This window comes from Microbacterium sp. ZXT2-5, assembly GCF_055329545.1.
This window is the reverse complement of sequence record NZ_JBUZWD010000002.1, coordinates 121,186-135,768: the sequence shown is the minus strand read 5'-3', so window position 1 is coordinate 135,768 and position 14,583 is coordinate 121,186. Positions and strand designations below refer to the sequence as shown.

Here is a 14,583-nt window from a genome sequence, read left to right as displayed (position 1 = left end):
CCCGGACGCGCGAAGCCCCCGGCCGCGCGTGCGGCGGGGGCTTCGCGATCGGGTCTCAGCTGTCCAGGCGCAGGAGCCAGCCGTGCTTGTCCTCGCGACGCCCGTACTGGATGTCGGTCAGCTCCTCGCGCAGCGACAGCGCGAGCTCGCCCGTCGGCTGCTCGTCGACGAAGTCCTTGCCCTTGAGCAGGCCGATCGGCGTGACGACCGCGGCGGTGCCGCACGCGAACACCTCGACGATGTCGCCGGATGCCACCCCCTGGCGCCATTCGTCGAACGAGACGGCGCGCCCCTCGACGCGGTGGCCGCGGTCGCGGGCCAGCTGCAGGATCGAGTCGCGGGTGATGCCCTCGAGGATCGAGTCGGACTGCGGCGTCACGAGCGTGCCGTCCTTGAAGACGAACACGACGTTCATGCCGCCGAGTTCCTCGACATTGCGGTCCTGATCGAGGAACACCACCTGATCGCACTCGTTCTCGTAGGCCTCGGACTGCGGCAGGAGGCTGGCGGCGTAGTTGCCGCCGGTCTTGGCCGCACCCGTGCCGCCCTTGCCGGCGCGGGCGTAGTCCTCGCTGAGCCAGATCGAGACCGGCTGCACGCCGCCCTTGAAGTAGGCGCCGGCGGGCGAGGCGATGACGTAGTAGCCGACCTTGTGCGCCGGCCGCACACCGAGGAACGCCTCTTTGGCGAACATGAACGGACGCAGGTAGAGGCTCTGGTCGTCGCCGGAGGGAACCCAGTCGCCGTCCACGGCGATGAGCTCGCGCAGGGACTGGATGAAGTACGGCACTGGGAGCTCGGGCAGCGCGAGCCGGCGCGCCGACCGCTGGAGGCGGCGGCCGTTCTGATCGGGGCGGAACGTGTGGATCGAGCCGTCCGCGTGGCGGTACGCCTTGATGCCCTCGAAGATCTCCTGCCCGTAGTGGAGCACCGCCGCGGCCGGGTCGAGCGACAGCGGGCCGTACGGCTGGACGCGCGGGCGGTGCCAGCCGCCGCCGGTGGACCAGCAGATGTCGACCATGTGATCGGTGAAATTCGTGCCGAAGCCGGGGTTGGCGAGGATCTCCTCGCGCTGCTGCGGGGTCTTGGCCTGCAGGTTGCGGTGGACGCTGAACTCGAGCGGGGCGAGTCCGGTGTCGGGATCGGAATCGATGAGGGTCATGACGGCCTGTGCTTTCGTGCGGATCGCTCCGCGAGGAGGGACGGCGCTTGCCGGTTCCAGGTTACGCCTGGAGTCGCCCGGCGATCGCGTCGCCGATGTGCGCGGTGGGGCGGAAGGCGGCGCCCCGGGTCGCGATGTCCTCTTCGACAGCCGTGGTGACGCGCTGTGCCTCGTCGGGCAGCCCGAGGTGGTCGAGCAGCAGAGAGACGGAAAGGATCGCGGCCGTGGGATCGGCCTTCTGCTGTCCTGCGATGTCGGGCGCCGATCCGTGCACGGGCTCGAACATCGAGGGGAACGCGCCGTCGGGGTTGATGTTGCCCGAAGCGGCGAGGCCGATGCCACCGGTGACGGCTCCGGCCAGGTCTGTGAGGATGTCGCCGAAGAGGTTGTCGGTGACGATCACGTCGAAGCGGCCCGGGTTCGTGACCAGATAGATGGTGGCCGCGTCGACGTGGACATAGTCTACGGTCACGTCCGGGTGCTCCTGCGCCACCTCGTCCACCAGCCGCTTCCAGATGCCGCCGGCGTGGACCAGCACGTTCGTCTTGTGCACCAGCGTGAGCTTCCGGCGGCGACGCTCGGCGAGCTCGAACGCGTAGCGGACGACGCGCTCCACGCCGAAGGCGGTGTTCACCGACGTCTCGTTCGCGACCTCGTTCGGGGTGCCGGTGCGGATCGATCCCCCGTTGCCGACGTACGGGCCCTCGGTCCCCTCGCGGACGACGACGAAGTCGATGTCGCCGGGCTCGGCGAGCGGCCCGGGCACGCCGGGGTAGAGCTTCGACGGACGGAGGTTCACATAGTGGTCGAGCTCGAAGCGCAGCGTGAGCAGCAGCCCGCGCTCGATGTTGGCGTCCTTCAGGCGGGGGTCGCCCGGCACTCCCCCGACGGCGCCGAGCAGAATCGCGTCGTGCGCCTTGATCGAGGCGAGGTCGTCGGCGGTGAGCGTGTCGCCGGTGTCGAGGAACCGCGTCGCCCCCAGCGAGAAGCGCGTCTTCTCGAAGCGGATGGCGCTCCCCGCGGTCACCGCGTCCAGCACCTTCTCCGCCTCGGCGATGACCTCGGGACCGATGCCGTCACCCGGGATGACGGCCAGCTTCACGACACGCGACATGGTGCTCCTACGACTTGTGGCGGGACCCTCCCAGGGTAGTGGCCGCGATGACCCCGGCGATGACGACCAGGGCCGCCCCGATGAGCGCGGTGACGGTCACCCCGGCGTCGAAGGCCGCGGCGGCCGCCTCGAACAGTGCCGCACCGGTGCTTCCGCCGAGCTCGCCGGCCGCGTGCACCGCACCGGCCAGGGTCTCGGACGCGGCCGCGGCCGCGGCATCCGGAATCCCCTCGGGGATGATGAGATTCGTACGATAGAGCGCCGTGAGGATGCCGCCCAGCACGGTGGTGCCGAGCACCGCGCCCAGCTCGTACGCCGTCTCGGAGACCGCGCTCGCAGCTCCCGCCTTCGCCGGCGGCGCGCTCGAGAGGACCAGCTCGTTCGAGACGGTCTCGGCGGCGCCGATGCCGATGCCGAGCGAGATGAAGGCCGCCACGAGCGCTCCGATGCTCTCGGGTCCGGTGGCGAAGGCCACCGCGATGTACCCCGCGACGGAGAACACCAGCGCCACCGGCACGACGATGCGTGCAGGCCACCTCTTCGCGATCGGCACGACCACGAGTCCGGCCACGATCATCATCGCAAGACCGGGAACGAGCGCGAGACCCGCCTGCATCGGCGAGAGACCGACGATCAGCTGCAGGTGCTGCGCCACGAAGAACAGGAAGCCGACGAGCGCGATGACGCTGAGAAGGTTGACCATGAGCGCGCCGCTGAAGCTCCCCCGGCGGAACAGGCGCATGTCGAGCATCGGCGTGCGCGTGCGCAGCTGTCGCCGCACGAAGAGCACGCCGAAGGCCAGCCCGGCGAGCATCGGCAGCCACGCCGCGACCGCGAAGCCGTGCACCGCGAGCTCCTTGATGCCGAAGACGATGGGGATCATCGTCGCCATCGAGAGCGCGATGCTGAGCGGGTCGATGCGGCCCGGCTTCGGGTCGCGGCTCTCGGGCACGAGCAGGGGCGCCAGCACCAGGAGCGGGATGAGCACGGGCACCGAGAGCAGGAACACGGATCCCCACGAGAAGTGCTCCAGCAGCAGACCGCCCACGATCGGGCCGAGCGCCGCGCCCGCCGAGAACATCGCGGCCCACACCGCGATCGCCAGCCGCCGCTGGTCGCGGTCGGTGAAGATGCTGCGCAGCAGCGACAGCGTGGACGGCATCAGCATCGCGCCGAACACGCCCATCCCCGCCCGCGCGGCGATGAGCCATGCCGCACTCGGTGCGAAGGCGGCGAGCACGGACACCGCGGCGAACCCGGTCGCGCCGAGGAGCAGCATCCGGCGTCGTCCGAACCGGTCGCCGAGCGTGCCCATGGTCACCAGCAGGCCGGCGAGCACCAGCGGATAGGCGTCGATGATCCACAGCTGCTGCGCGCTGGTCGGTCCCATCTCCAGCGCGATCGACGGCAGCGCGAAGCTGAGCACCGTGTTGTCGACCGAGACGAGGAGCACCGGCAGCATGAGCACGACGAGCGCGGCCCAGCCGCGCCGGCCGACCCTGCGACCCTGGGCGTCGGCGAGCGAGAGTTCTTGAGTGAGTGTCATCATTTCTATACCGTCCAGCCGGTATAGTAACAGGATGCTGCCTGCGCTGTCGATACGATCGACGCCATGAGTCGCCCTCCCCTCGCCCGCGAGAAGGTGCTCGACGCCTTCGAGCAGATCCTCATCGAAGAGGGCGAGCGCGCCGCGACGATGGATGCCACCGCGCGCGCTGCGGGCGTGTCCAAGGGCGGGCTGCTCTACCACTTCGGCACCAAAGAGGCCCTCGAGTCGGCGATCATCGACCGCCTGCAGACCCTGGTGGCGGAGGATGTCGCCGTGATGATCGCGGCCCCGGAGGGGCCGATCGCGTACTTCCTGCGCACATCGGTGATGGCCAACGACCCCATCGACCGCGCGATCCTCGCGACGTCTCGCCTCGCGCAGGGCGGAGACGCCGCGGCCAGCGACGCGCTGCGCGACGTGCGCGAGCAGTGGGCCGCGGCTCTTCGGCCCCACACGAAGGACGCGGTGGCGCTCGACCTGGTGATGCTGGTGAGCGACGGGCTCTACTTCAACAACGCGCTCTCGGGCGGCTCGATCCCGGGGCCCGTCCCCCGCGGCCCTGCGCTCGACGCGCTCATCGCCCTCGTCGAGGACGCCACACGGAGGTAGCGGCGCTCCGCGCGCCGCTCAGTCCTCGGTGACCTCGATGCGGCGGAACAGGTCGGCGCCCACCGCTTCACGCATCTCGTCGAGAAGGCCCTCGGGAACCGGCGAATCGACGGTGAGCACCGAGAGGGCGCGACCGCTGGCGTCGGCCTGCGCGACCTGGAGTCCCGCGATGTTGATGCCGGCGCTGCCGAGCTTCTGGCCGTAGATCGCGACGATGCCGGGGCGGTCGGCGTAGCGCATGACGAGGTGGTGACGCTCGATGGGCACCTCGATCTCGTAGCCGTTGATGCCGACCACCTTGGGCACCATGCGCGTGCCGGCGAGCGTGCCCGCGACCGTGAGGACCGAGCCGTCGGCGAGCGTGCCGCGGAGGATCGTGATGTTGCGGTACAGCGGGCTCTCGGACTCGACGATCAGCCGGGTCTCGATGCCGCGCTGCTCGGCGAACAGCGGCGCGTTGACGTACGAGACGTTCTCGCTGACGACGTTCGCGAGGATGCCCTTGAGCGCGGCGAGGCGGTACACGCTCACGTCGTAGGCCGCCAGCTCGCCGCGCACCTCGATGTCGAGGCTGGTCAGCGCGCTGTGGGCGAGGCCGGTGAAGAACTGCCCGAGCTGCTCGACCAGCGAGATGCCGGGACGCACGAAGGGGTCGATGACGCCGCCGGCGACGTTCACGGCGTCGGGCACCAGGTCGCCCTCGAGGGCGAGCTTGACCGACTTGGCGACCGAGACGCCCGCCTTCTCCTGTGCCTCGTCGGTCGAGGCGCCCAGGTGCGGTGTCACGACGACGTTGGGGAGGCTCAGGAGCGGGAAGGCGGTGCCGTCCTCGGCGGGGGGCTCGCTGGTGAACACGTCGAGACCCGCGCCGGCGATCTCGCCGTCGGTGAGGGCGGTGTGCAGGGCCTCCTCGTCGATGAGGCCGCCGCGGGCGACGTTGACGACGAACGCGGTCTTCTTCATGAGGCGGAACTGCTCGGCGCCGATCATGCCCGTCGTCTCGGGGGTCTTGGGCATGTGGATCGTGACGAAGTCGCTCTGGGCGAGCAGGTCGTCGAGCTCGAGCAGCTGCACGCCGAGCTGCTGGGCGCGCGTCGGGGTGACGTAGGGGTCGTACGCGACGACGCTGACCCCGAAGGCCTGCAGGCGCGCGGCGATGAGCGCGCCGATGCGGCCGAGGCCGATGATGCCGACCGTCTTCTCGAAGAGCTCGGTGCCGGTGTACGCGCTGCGCTTCCACTGCCCGGCGGCCAGCGACGCATGCGCGGCGGGGATGCGCCGGGCGAGGCTGAGGATGTGCCCCACCGTCAGCTCCGCGGCCGAGATGATGTTCGACGTCGGCGCGTTGACCACCATGACGCCGGCGGTGGTCGCCGTCTTGATGTCGACGTTGTCGAGTCCCACGCCCGCGCGGGCGACGACCTTCAGCACGGGCGCCGCCGCGATCGCCTCGGCGTCGATCTTCGTCGCCGAGCGGATCAGCACGGCGTTCGCGTCGGCGAGGGCCGACAGCAGGGCCGGCCGGTCGGTGCCGTCGACGTAGCGCACGTCGAAGTCGGGACCCAGGGCGTCGATCGTGGCGGGAGAGAGCTCTTCGGCGATGAGGACGACAGGCTTCGGCACGGGTGTTCCTTCGGGGCGGTGCGCGAGCGCGCGGAGCAGGGCGGAGCGGATGCCGCGCCGCACGCCGTCGGGGGGCGAGGCCTGTGCCAGCCTACCGCCCGCGCAGGCGGACGCCGGACCGTGTGACGGCGCCGGACGCCGTCAGCCGAGGAAGGACGCGGAGTTGAGCGTCGTGTACGCCACGACGTTCAGCCAGAACACCGCCACCAGCGCCAGGCCCGTGATCATCACGAGCAGCAGCTCATGCGGCGCCCGCCGATAGCCGATCGCGAACGCGGCGCCCCACACGAGCAGCGGGAACACCGCGGCGAAGATCCAGATGAACCAGCCCAGGGCGTTCAGTGTGAGACCCGCGTCGCCGAAGACCTGGATCGTGGTCACGAGGTTGCCGACCGCGTTCCACACCGCGTACGCGTAGAACAGTCCCACCGCGCCGCAGATGACGGCGACGAGCCAGGTCGGCGTCCGCCCCTTGCCCGCACGCGGGGCTGTGGCATCCGTCACGTTCCCGCTCATCGCCCGACCGCCCCGATCATCACGAACGGCCACGGCAGGAGGAGCACGACCCCCGCCGCGAGCCACGCGAACCTCACCCATGCGCGGCGGCCGCGCGTGAGCAGGAAGGTCGTCGCGAACCACAGCGGCGGCGCGAGCACCGCCAGCCAGAGGCTGCCCTGGTACATGACGTCGAACACGAGGTACTGCGCCCGGCCCTGGAGCCGCAGCCCGCCGATGAGCCAGCCGATCGCGTAGAGCGCGTAGACGCCGCCGAGCACTCCGAGGCCCACGAGCGCGCCGTTGCCCATCGGCGTGCGACCCGCGGTGGTCCCGTCCGTGCCGAGCGAGCCCTCGGAGGCGTTCGCCGGGGCGGCGGCCACCGTGTCGCTGCCCCTGCCCACGGCGGTGTAGCCCTCGGGGAGCGCGGCCGTGACCTCACCCTCCGGTTCCCGGTCGGCGCCGAGGTCGAGCGTGGGATCGTCGTCGCCGTCCCAGCTCAGGGCATCGTCGTCGCGTCCTGTCGTCACGCTCCCAGCGTAGCGCCGGGCCACGCCCAGGCCGGGCTCGGCCGCTCCGGGCGGATCGGCCGAGTGCGACCGGTCATTCGAAGAGGCGCAGCATGAGGGCGTGCCATGTCTGCGGACCGACGACGCCGTCCGCGGGCGGCGCGAACAGCTGCTGGAACTCGCGCACGGCGGCGTCGGTCAGCGGACCGAAGTCGCCGTCGACGGCGAGACCGGCGAGGAGTGACTGGAGGGCGCGCACCGCCTCTCCCTTCGGCCCGGCGGGACCGTCGCCGAGCTTCACCGTCATGATGAGACTCGGCCAGTCCAGCTGCCCGAGCGTCGTCGAGATCTCGACGGCCCGGAGTGTCTGCTGGAAGTCGCGCACGGCGTCACCGCTCAGCGGCCCGAACTCGCCGTCGGCGACGATGGCGGCTCCGCGGGCCCGCAGCAGGTGCTGCGCGGCCAGCACGCGCCAGTTGGTCGCCTGCGACGAGCCCTGCTTCACCAGAGCCCACGGACGGGGTCCCGGCATGAACGTGCTGAAGAACGACCACGTCTCACGGCCGGCGATGCCGTCGAGGGAGAGGCCCCACGACTCCTGGAAGAACTCGACGCGCTCGCTCGTGACCGGCCCGAAGTCCCCGTCGACGACGAGGGGGTCCTCGCCCGGCGATCGGGCGAGGCCGAACTGCTGCACGGCGCGGACGGCGTCACCCGTCGACCCCTGCTGCACCGGGATGACCAGGCGCGGCCACGTGATCGGGCCCACGATGCCGTCCGCCGGGACGCCCTCGGCCGTCTGCACGGAGGTGACGGCTGCCGCCGTCGCCGGGCCGTACACGCCGTCCACGGCCACGGCGTGTCCGTGCGCGCGCAGGAGGAACTGGATGCCCGGGACGATCGCTGCCGACGATCCCGGTCCGACGGTGCTCCACGGTTCGACGTTCATGACGGTTCCTCTTCTCTGTCTCGGCTGCGGGGACGCCCCTGGGAGGCGAGGCTCGCCCCGGTCGCGGTGATACACGCGGGGGCATGACGGTCCCTCAGCGAGTCGCGGCCGCGACGGCCTCCCGGACGACGGCGACATCGGTCACGTCATGTCCCGACGAGCCCCCGCCGGGACCGGACGGCGCCTCGTGGCCGGCGCGGGCTCGCGCGGAGAGGTGCACGGCGTGGACCCCGACGGAGAAGAGCGCGGGGATGTCCGCCGGCGTGACGCCGCCGCCGGCCATGACCTCGACGTCGCCCGACCGCGCCGCGAAGGCGCCGAGCGTCGTCACGCCGTCGATCGCCCTGCTCGCACCGCCCGAGGTGAGCACGCGGTCCACGCCTTCGGCCACGAGCATGTCGAACACGGCGTTCGGGTCGGCGGCCGCGTCGATGGCGCGGTGGAAGACGAGCGTGGCCGCGCCCGCGGCATCCCGCCATCGTCGCAGCGTCTCGATGTCGAGCCCGCCCGTGGCCGTGAGCGCCCCGACGACGACACCGCCCGCACCGCGCTCGACGCAGGCGCGGATGTCGGCGCCTGCGAGCGCGACCTCCTCGGCGTCGTAGACGAAGCCGCCCGCGCGCGGTCGCACGAGCACGTTGACGGCCGACGGCTCGGTGGCGGCGAGCGCTGCCTCGAGGAGCCCGAGGGACGGCGTGAGTCCGCCCACCTCCAGCGCCTGGCACAGCTCGAGGCGGGTGGCGCCGGCTCCCATGGCGACGCGTGCGCCGGCGGGGTCCTGGACCGCGATCTCGACGGGTCGTGTTGCGGACATGCCGCGAGCCTAGCCGTGGGCGCCGCTCGGGGACACGGGTCGGGCCCGCCGCTCCCCGTGCGGCGGGCCCCCCGGATTCACGCGAACCGCAGCGAGCGCGGCCTCGTCAGGAGGCTGCGGAACCACACGCCGATTCCCGCGACGGCGTGCGCCGTCGGGCTCTCGGGTGCGATCACCACGCCGCGATCGGCGATGCTGCGGAGAATCCCGTTCTCGCGATTCAGGGCGGCCGCCCGCTCGCGCTCGAGCCGGTCGGCCGTGAAGGTCAGGGCGTACCCGTCCATGGCCGTTCCTTTCATGAAGATCGCCGCGGGTTCGGCGATGTGTGAAGAGAGCGGCGTGAAGTGGTGCCTGATACGCCACTGACCTCGTCGTCCGCGGGGAGTCAGGCGCGGCGCGCCGCGGCGACCGCAGCGGCCACGATGACGGGGTCGGTCACGTCGTGCCCGTCCGCGCCCCCCTCCCGGGCCCGACAGACGTCGGATGTCTGAGGGCTACCGGACGCGAAGAGCCCGCCCCCAGAAGGGGCGGGCTCTGGATCGCACCTCGGTGCGGATGCCTCAGGGCTCGGTCAGCGCGCCGCGCTTCCCTCCACGTAGTCGGCGTCCTGCTGCTTCCACGCGAAGAGCGAGCGCAGGTCGCGACCGACCGACTCGATCGGGTGCGCGGCGGCCTTCTCGCGCAGCTCGAAGAACTCCCTGGCGCCGTTGTCCTGGTCGTCGATGAAGCGCTTGGCGAACGCGCCGGACTGGATGTCGGCGAGCACCGCCTGCATGTTCTCCTTGACGTGCGGGTCGATGACCCGGGGGCCCGAGACGTAGTCGCCGTACTCGGCCGTGTCGGAGACCGACCAGCGCTGCTTGGCGATGCCGCCCTCCCACATGAGGTCGACGATGAGCTTCAGCTCGTGCAGCACCTCGAAGTACGCGATCTGCGGCTGGTAGCCGGCCTCGGTCAGCGTCTCGAAGCCGTACTGGACGAGCTGCGAGACCCCGCCGCAGAGCACGGCCTGCTCGCCGAACAGGTCGGTCTCGGTCTCTTCGGTGAAGGTCGTCTTGATGACGCCCGCGCGCGTGCCGCCGATGGCCTTCGCGTACGAGAGCGCGGTGGCCCACGCACTGCCCGAGGCATCCCGCTCCACGGCGATGATGTCCGGGATGCCGCGGCCCGCGACGTACTCGCGGCGCACCGTGTGGCCCGGGGCCTTCGGGGCCACGAGGATCACGTCGACGCCCTCGGGGGCCTCGATGTAGCCGAAGCGGATGTTGAAGCCGTGCGCGAACGCGAGCGTCTTGCCCGGGGTCAGCTTGTCCTTGATGCTCTCGTTGTAGATCGAGCGCTGGTGCTGGTCGGGCGCGAGGATCATGATGAGGTCGGCCCACTCGGCCGCATCGGCGACCGACTTGACCTCGAAGCCCTCGTCCTGCGCCTTCTCGGTGGACTTGGAGCCCTCCTTGAGCGCGATGACGACCTCGACGCCCGAGTCGCGGAGGTTCTGGGCGTGGGCGTGGCCCTGCGAGCCGTAGCCCACGATCGCCACCTTCTTGCCCTGGACGATGCTCAGGTCGGCATCGGCGTCGTAGAAGATCTCAGCCATCTTCGTGTTTCTCCTTGATGTTGTGGTCTGTTGGTCGGGGATCAGCCGCGCAGGACGCGCTCGGTGATGCTCTTGCCGCCGCGGCCGATGGCGACGAGGCCGGACTGGGCCAGCTCCTTGATGCCGAAGGGCTCCAGCGCCCGCAGGAAGGCCTCGACCTTGCCCTTGTCGCCGGTGACCTCGACCACCAGCGCGTCCGGCGCGTAGTCGACGATCTGGGCCCGGAAGAGGTTCACGACCTCGAGCACGTTCGAGCGGGTCTGGTTGTCGGCGCGCACCTTGATGAGCATGTGCTCGCGCTGGACGGATGCCACGGGGTCGAGCTCGACGATCTTGATGACGTTGATCAGCTTGTTCAGCTGCTTCGTGACCTGCTCGAGCGGCAGCTCGTCGACGTCGACCACCACGGTGATCCGCGAGAGGCCGGGGACCTCGGTCACGCCCACCGCCAGCGACTCGATGTTGAAGCCGCGACGGGCGAAGAGGCCGGCGACGCGCGTGAGCAGGCCCGGCTTGTCCTCGACGAGGAGGCTCAGCACGTGACTCGACATGGATCAGTCCTCCTGCTCTGCGAAGGCGGGCGAGTGGTCGCGCGCATACTGCACGTAGCTGTTGCTGACGCCCTGCGGCACCATCGGCCACACCATCGCGTCGGCGCTCACCACGAAGTCGATGACCACGGGACGGTCGTTCGTCTCGAGCGCCGTCTTGATCGCGGCATCCACGTCCTCCTCCTTCTCGACGCGGATGGCGAGGCAGCCGTAGGCCTCGGCGAGCGTGACGAAGTCGGGGATGCGCACGGTGCCGTGCCCGGTGTTGAGGTCGGTGTTGGAGTGCCGGCCGTCGTAGAACAGCGTCTGCCACTGGCGCACCATGCCCAGCGACGAGTTGTTGATGATCGCGACCTTGATCGGGATGTCGTTGATCGCGCAGGTCGCGAGCTCCTGATTGGTCATCTGGAAGCAGCCGTCGCCGTCGATCGCCCACACCACGCGGTCGGGCTCGGCGACCTTGGCGCCCATCGCCGCCGGGACGGAGTACCCCATGGTTCCCGCGCCGCCGGAGTTCAGCCACGCGTTCGGGCGCTCGTACTTGATGAACTGCGCCGCCCACATCTGGTGCTGCCCGACGCCGGCGGCGTAGATGCCTTCAGGGCCCGTGAGCTCGCCGATGCGCTGGATCACGTACTGCGGCGACATCAGGCCGTCGGTCGGCTGCGAGTAGCCGAGCGGGAACTCGTCGCGCAGGCCGTCGAGGAAGGACCACCACTCGGCGATGTCCGGATTGCCGCCCTTGACGGCTGCCTGGAACGCCGCGTGCAGGTCGACGAGCACGTCCTTGAGGTCGCCGACGATCGGGACGTCGGCGGTGCGGATCTTCGAGATCTCGGCCGGGTCGATGTCGACGTGCACGACCTTCGCGTTCGGCGCGAACAGCGCCGCTTTGCCGGTGACGCGGTCGTCGAACCGCGCGCCGAGCGCGACGATGAGGTCGGCCTCCTGCAGCGCGAGCACCGCGGGGACTGTGCCGTGCATGCCCGGCATGCCGAGGTGCTGCTCGTGCGAGTCCGGGAAGGCGCCGCGCGCCATGAGCGTGGTGACGACCGGGGCGCCGGTCGCCTGCGCGAACGTGCGCAGCTCTTCCGAGGCGCGTGCCCGGACCACGCCGCCGCCGACGTAGAGCACCGGCTTGCGGGCCTCCACGATCATCTGCGCGGCGGCCTGGATCTGCTTGCCGTGCGCCTTGGTCACCGGCCGGTAGCCCGGCAGGTCGATCTTCGGCGGCCACACGAACGGCGCCTCGGCCTGCTGCGCGTCCTTCGTGATGTCCACGAGCACCGGCCCGGGGCGCCCGGTCGAGGCGATCTCGAAGGCCGCCGCGAGGGCGCCGGGGATGTCCTCTGCACGCTTGACGAGGAACGAATGCTTGGTGATGGGCATGGTGATGCCCACGATGTCGGCCTCCTGGAAGGCATCCGTCCCCATGAGCGTGGAGAACACCTGGCCGGTGATGCAAACGATCGGCACCGAGTCCATGTACGCGTCGGCGATCGCCGTCACGAGGTTGGTGGCGCCGGGGCCGGAGGTCGCGATCGCCACGCCCACACGACCGGATGCCGCGGCGTAGCCTTCCGCGGCGTGACCTGCGCCCTGCTCGTGCCGGACGAGGATGTGGCGGACCGACTCGTCGTCCATGAGCGGGTCGTAGACGGGCATGATCGCGCCGCCGGGTAGGCCGAAGACGTCGGTCACCCCCAGCAGGTCGAGGGAGCGGACGACCGCTTCCGCGCCCGTGAGCACGGGCGTCGAGGCGGTGCGGGCCGGCGGCCGGGGAACGGCAGCGGTGTCGAGTGACATGGTGAGGATCCTCTGAGTCGGTTCGGAGGGCTTGTCGGAAGCCGGACTCAACCGGTGGTCGCGCCCTCCGCAGCGGAGCGCACGAGTCGGGAGTACTTGGCAAGGACGCCACGGGTATAGCGCGGGGGAAGCGGCTCCCAGCCCAAGCGGCGGGAGTCGAGCTCAGCCTCGTCGACGAGTAGATCGAGAGTGCGAGCCGCGATATCGACCCGTATCAGATCACCATCGCGCACGAAGGCGATGGGACCAGCGTCCACCGCTTCGGGTGCTATGTGGCCGATGCACAGGCCGGTTGTGCCGCCTGAGAATCGTCCGTCCGTCAAGAGTAGTACATCTTTTCCGAGGCCTGCGCCCTTGATGGCTGCGGTGATGGCGAGCATCTCGCGCATGCCGGGGCCGCCCTTGGGGCCCTCGTAGCGGATGACGACGACGTCGCCCGCGACGATCTCGCCGGCCTCGAGGGCGTCCATCGCGGCGCGCTCCCGCTCGAACACGCGCGCGGGACCCTCGAACACGTTGCCGTCGAAGCCGGCCGACTTCACCACCGCTCCCTCGGGCGCGATCGTGCCGTGCAGGATCGTGATGCCGCCCGTCTCGTGGATGGGGTCGTCGAAGCGGTGGATGACGGTGCCGTCCACGGGGTCCGGGTCGAGTTCTGCGAGGTTCTCGGCGAGCGTCTTGCCGGTGACCGTGAGGGCGTCGCCGTGCAGCAGGCCCTCGTCGAGCATGGCCTTCATGATGACCGGGATGCCGCCGTGACGGTCGACGTCGTTCATGACGTACTGGCCGAACGGCTTCATGTCGGCCACGTGGGGCACCTTGTCGCCGATGCGGTTGAAGTCGTGAAGGCTCAGGTCGACGTCGGCTTCGCGCGCGATCGCCAGCAGATGCAGGACGACGTTCGTCGACCCGCCGAGCGCCATGGCGAGGGCGATGGCGTTCTCGAACGCCTCCTTGGTGAGGATGTCGCGGGTCGTGATGCCCTGGCGGAGCAGGTTCACGACCGCCTCCCCCGACCGGTGGGCGAAGTAGTCGCGGCGGCGGTCGGCGGACGGCGGTGCGGCCGACCCCGGCAGGCTGAGCCCGAGGGCCTCGGCGACCGAGGCCATGGTGTTGGCGGTGTACATGCCGCCGCAGGCGCCTTCGCCGGGCGCGATCGCGCACTCGATGCGCTTGAGGTCGGCCTCGCTCATCTTGCCGGCCAGGCACGCGCCCACGGCTTCGAACGAGTCGATGATGGTGACGTCCTTCTCGGTGCCGTCCGAGAGCTTGACCCAGCCGGGCGCGATCGAGCCGGCGTAGAGGAAGACGCTCGAGAGGTCGAGCCGCGCGGAGGCCATCAGCATGCCCGGGATCGACTTGTCGCAGCCCGCGAGGAGCACCGAGCCGTCGAGGCGCTCGGCCATGATGACCGTCTCGACCGAGTCGGCGATGACCTCCCGCGAGACGAGCGAGAAGTGCATGCCCTCGTGGCCCATCGAGATGCCGTCCGAGACGGAGATGGTGCCGAACTGGAGCGGGTAGCCGCCGCCCGCGTGCACCCCCTCCTTGGCGCCCTGTGCGAGCCTGTCGAGGCTCAGGTTGCACGGGGTGATCTCGTTCCAGCTGGAGGCGATGCCGATCTGCGGCTTGTCCCAGTCCGCGTCACCCATGCCGACCGCGCGGAGCATGCCGCGGGAGGTCGTGGCTTCGATGCCGTCGGTGACGACGCGACTGCGGGGCTTGATGTCGATGGAGTTGTCAGCGGGCGAATCGGGCAGGGCCATTGACTCAGTGTATTCCCGCGGCAGCGCGCGCTCGGCCGC

General features: G+C 70.6%; 14 protein-coding genes. 1 reads left to right on the top strand and 13 read right to left on the bottom strand.

Annotated features, from left to right (window positions below; genetic code table 11):
• Nucleotides 1–55: 55 nt before the first annotated feature.
• The 3 genes from ACZBH1_RS14170 to ACZBH1_RS14160 form a co-directional block, all read right to left on the bottom strand.
• Nucleotides 56–1,162 carry a branched-chain amino acid aminotransferase gene (locus tag ACZBH1_RS14170; protein WP_336396884.1) on the bottom strand — a complete coding sequence of 369 codons (1,107 nt, stop codon included), beginning with the start codon at nt 1,160–1,162 and terminating at the stop codon, nt 56–58.
• A gap of 61 nt (nt 1,163–1,223) precedes the next feature.
• Nucleotides 1,224–2,276, bottom strand: a complete 1,053-nt coding sequence (locus ACZBH1_RS14165; RefSeq protein WP_463646743.1) for a 3-isopropylmalate dehydrogenase — start codon at nt 2,274–2,276, stop codon at nt 1,224–1,226.
• Nucleotides 2,277–2,283: 7 nt separating this feature from the next.
• Nucleotides 2,284–3,825, bottom strand: coding sequence for an MFS transporter (locus ACZBH1_RS14160; protein WP_463646742.1), 1,542 nt, complete (start codon nt 3,823–3,825; stop codon nt 2,284–2,286).
• A 63-nt stretch (nt 3,826–3,888) separates the two neighbouring features.
• On the opposite strand from ACZBH1_RS14160, the gene ACZBH1_RS14155 reads away from it, so the two are divergent.
• A complete protein-coding gene (locus ACZBH1_RS14155) occupies nt 3,889–4,434 on the top strand; it encodes a TetR/AcrR family transcriptional regulator (RefSeq protein WP_463646741.1) in 546 nt (181 codons plus the stop codon).
• Nucleotides 4,435–4,452: 18 nt separating this feature from the next.
• On the opposite strand, the gene serA is transcribed toward ACZBH1_RS14155, so the two are convergent.
• From serA to ilvD, 10 genes are all read right to left on the bottom strand, one after another.
• On the bottom strand, nt 4,453–6,057 hold the full coding sequence (gene serA, locus ACZBH1_RS14150) for a phosphoglycerate dehydrogenase (RefSeq protein WP_336396880.1): 1,605 nt from the start codon (nt 6,055–6,057) through the stop codon (nt 4,453–4,455).
• A gap of 141 nt (nt 6,058–6,198) precedes the next feature.
• Nucleotides 6,199–6,561 carry a bacitracin resistance protein gene (locus ACZBH1_RS14145; RefSeq protein WP_336396879.1) on the bottom strand — a complete coding sequence of 121 codons (363 nt, stop codon included), beginning with the start codon at nt 6,559–6,561 and terminating at the stop codon, nt 6,199–6,201.
• An 8-nt stretch (nt 6,562–6,569) separates the two neighbouring features.
• Nucleotides 6,570–7,082, bottom strand: a complete 513-nt coding sequence (locus ACZBH1_RS14140; RefSeq protein WP_463646740.1) for a DNA polymerase III subunit gamma/tau — start codon at nt 7,080–7,082, stop codon at nt 6,570–6,572.
• 73 nt (nt 7,083–7,155) lie between these two features.
• Nucleotides 7,156–8,010: a peptidoglycan-binding domain-containing protein gene (locus ACZBH1_RS14135; protein ID WP_463646739.1), complete on the bottom strand. Its 855-nt coding sequence runs from the start codon at nt 8,008–8,010 to the stop codon at nt 7,156–7,158.
• 94 nt (nt 8,011–8,104) lie between these two features.
• Nucleotides 8,105–8,824: a copper homeostasis protein CutC gene (locus ACZBH1_RS14130; RefSeq protein WP_463646738.1), complete on the bottom strand. Its 720-nt coding sequence runs from the start codon at nt 8,822–8,824 to the stop codon at nt 8,105–8,107.
• Between the two features lie 77 nt (nt 8,825–8,901).
• The gene (locus ACZBH1_RS14125) at nt 8,902–9,108 is read right to left on the bottom strand and encodes a hypothetical protein (protein WP_336396875.1); all 207 of its coding nucleotides are present in this window, start codon (nt 9,106–9,108) and stop codon (nt 8,902–8,904) included.
• A 287-nt stretch (nt 9,109–9,395) separates the two neighbouring features.
• Nucleotides 9,396–10,421, bottom strand: coding sequence for a ketol-acid reductoisomerase (ilvC, locus tag ACZBH1_RS14120; protein ID WP_463646737.1), 1,026 nt, complete (start codon nt 10,419–10,421; stop codon nt 9,396–9,398).
• A gap of 41 nt (nt 10,422–10,462) precedes the next feature.
• Complete coding sequence (gene ilvN, locus ACZBH1_RS14115; protein WP_336396873.1) at nt 10,463–10,972, bottom strand: acetolactate synthase small subunit; 510 nt, start codon at nt 10,970–10,972, stop codon at nt 10,463–10,465.
• A gap of 3 nt (nt 10,973–10,975) precedes the next feature.
• The gene (locus tag ACZBH1_RS14110) at nt 10,976–12,778 is read right to left on the bottom strand and encodes an acetolactate synthase large subunit (RefSeq protein WP_378883106.1); all 1,803 of its coding nucleotides are present in this window, start codon (nt 12,776–12,778) and stop codon (nt 10,976–10,978) included.
• A gap of 47 nt (nt 12,779–12,825) precedes the next feature.
• Nucleotides 12,826–14,544: a dihydroxy-acid dehydratase gene (gene ilvD / locus ACZBH1_RS14105; protein WP_378883108.1), complete on the bottom strand. Its 1,719-nt coding sequence runs from the start codon at nt 14,542–14,544 to the stop codon at nt 12,826–12,828.
• Between the last annotated feature and the right edge of the window lie 39 nt (nt 14,545–14,583).

Excerpts from the sequence above, each read along its gene's own strand:
- ACZBH1_RS14170 (WP_336396884.1), bottom strand. The coding sequence starts at position 1,162 with ATGACCCTCATCGATTCCGATCCCGACACCGGACTCGCCCCGCTCGAG.
- ilvN (WP_336396873.1), bottom strand. The coding sequence starts at position 10,972 with ATGTCGAGTCACGTGCTGAGCCTCCTCGTCGAGGACAAGCCGGGCCTG.
- ACZBH1_RS14155 (WP_463646741.1), top strand. The coding sequence starts at position 3,889 with ATGAGTCGCCCTCCCCTCGCCCGCGAGAAGGTGCTCGACGCCTTCGAG.
- ilvD (WP_378883108.1), bottom strand. The coding sequence starts at position 14,544 with ATGGCCCTGCCCGATTCGCCCGCTGACAACTCCATCGACATCAAGCCC.
- ACZBH1_RS14110 (WP_378883106.1), bottom strand. The coding sequence starts at position 12,778 with ATGTCACTCGACACCGCTGCCGTTCCCCGGCCGCCGGCCCGCACCGCC.
- ilvC (WP_463646737.1), bottom strand. The coding sequence starts at position 10,421 with ATGGCTGAGATCTTCTACGACGCCGATGCCGACCTGAGCATCGTCCAG.
- ACZBH1_RS14130 (WP_463646738.1), bottom strand. The coding sequence starts at position 8,824 with ATGTCCGCAACACGACCCGTCGAGATCGCGGTCCAGGACCCCGCCGGC.
- ACZBH1_RS14165 (WP_463646743.1), bottom strand. The coding sequence starts at position 2,276 with ATGTCGCGTGTCGTGAAGCTGGCCGTCATCCCGGGTGACGGCATCGGT.
- ACZBH1_RS14125 (WP_336396875.1), bottom strand. The coding sequence starts at position 9,108 with ATGGACGGGTACGCCCTGACCTTCACGGCCGACCGGCTCGAGCGCGAG.
- ACZBH1_RS14135 (WP_463646739.1), bottom strand. The coding sequence starts at position 8,010 with ATGAACGTCGAACCGTGGAGCACCGTCGGACCGGGATCGTCGGCAGCG.
- ACZBH1_RS14160 (WP_463646742.1), bottom strand. The coding sequence starts at position 3,825 with ATGATGACACTCACTCAAGAACTCTCGCTCGCCGACGCCCAGGGTCGC.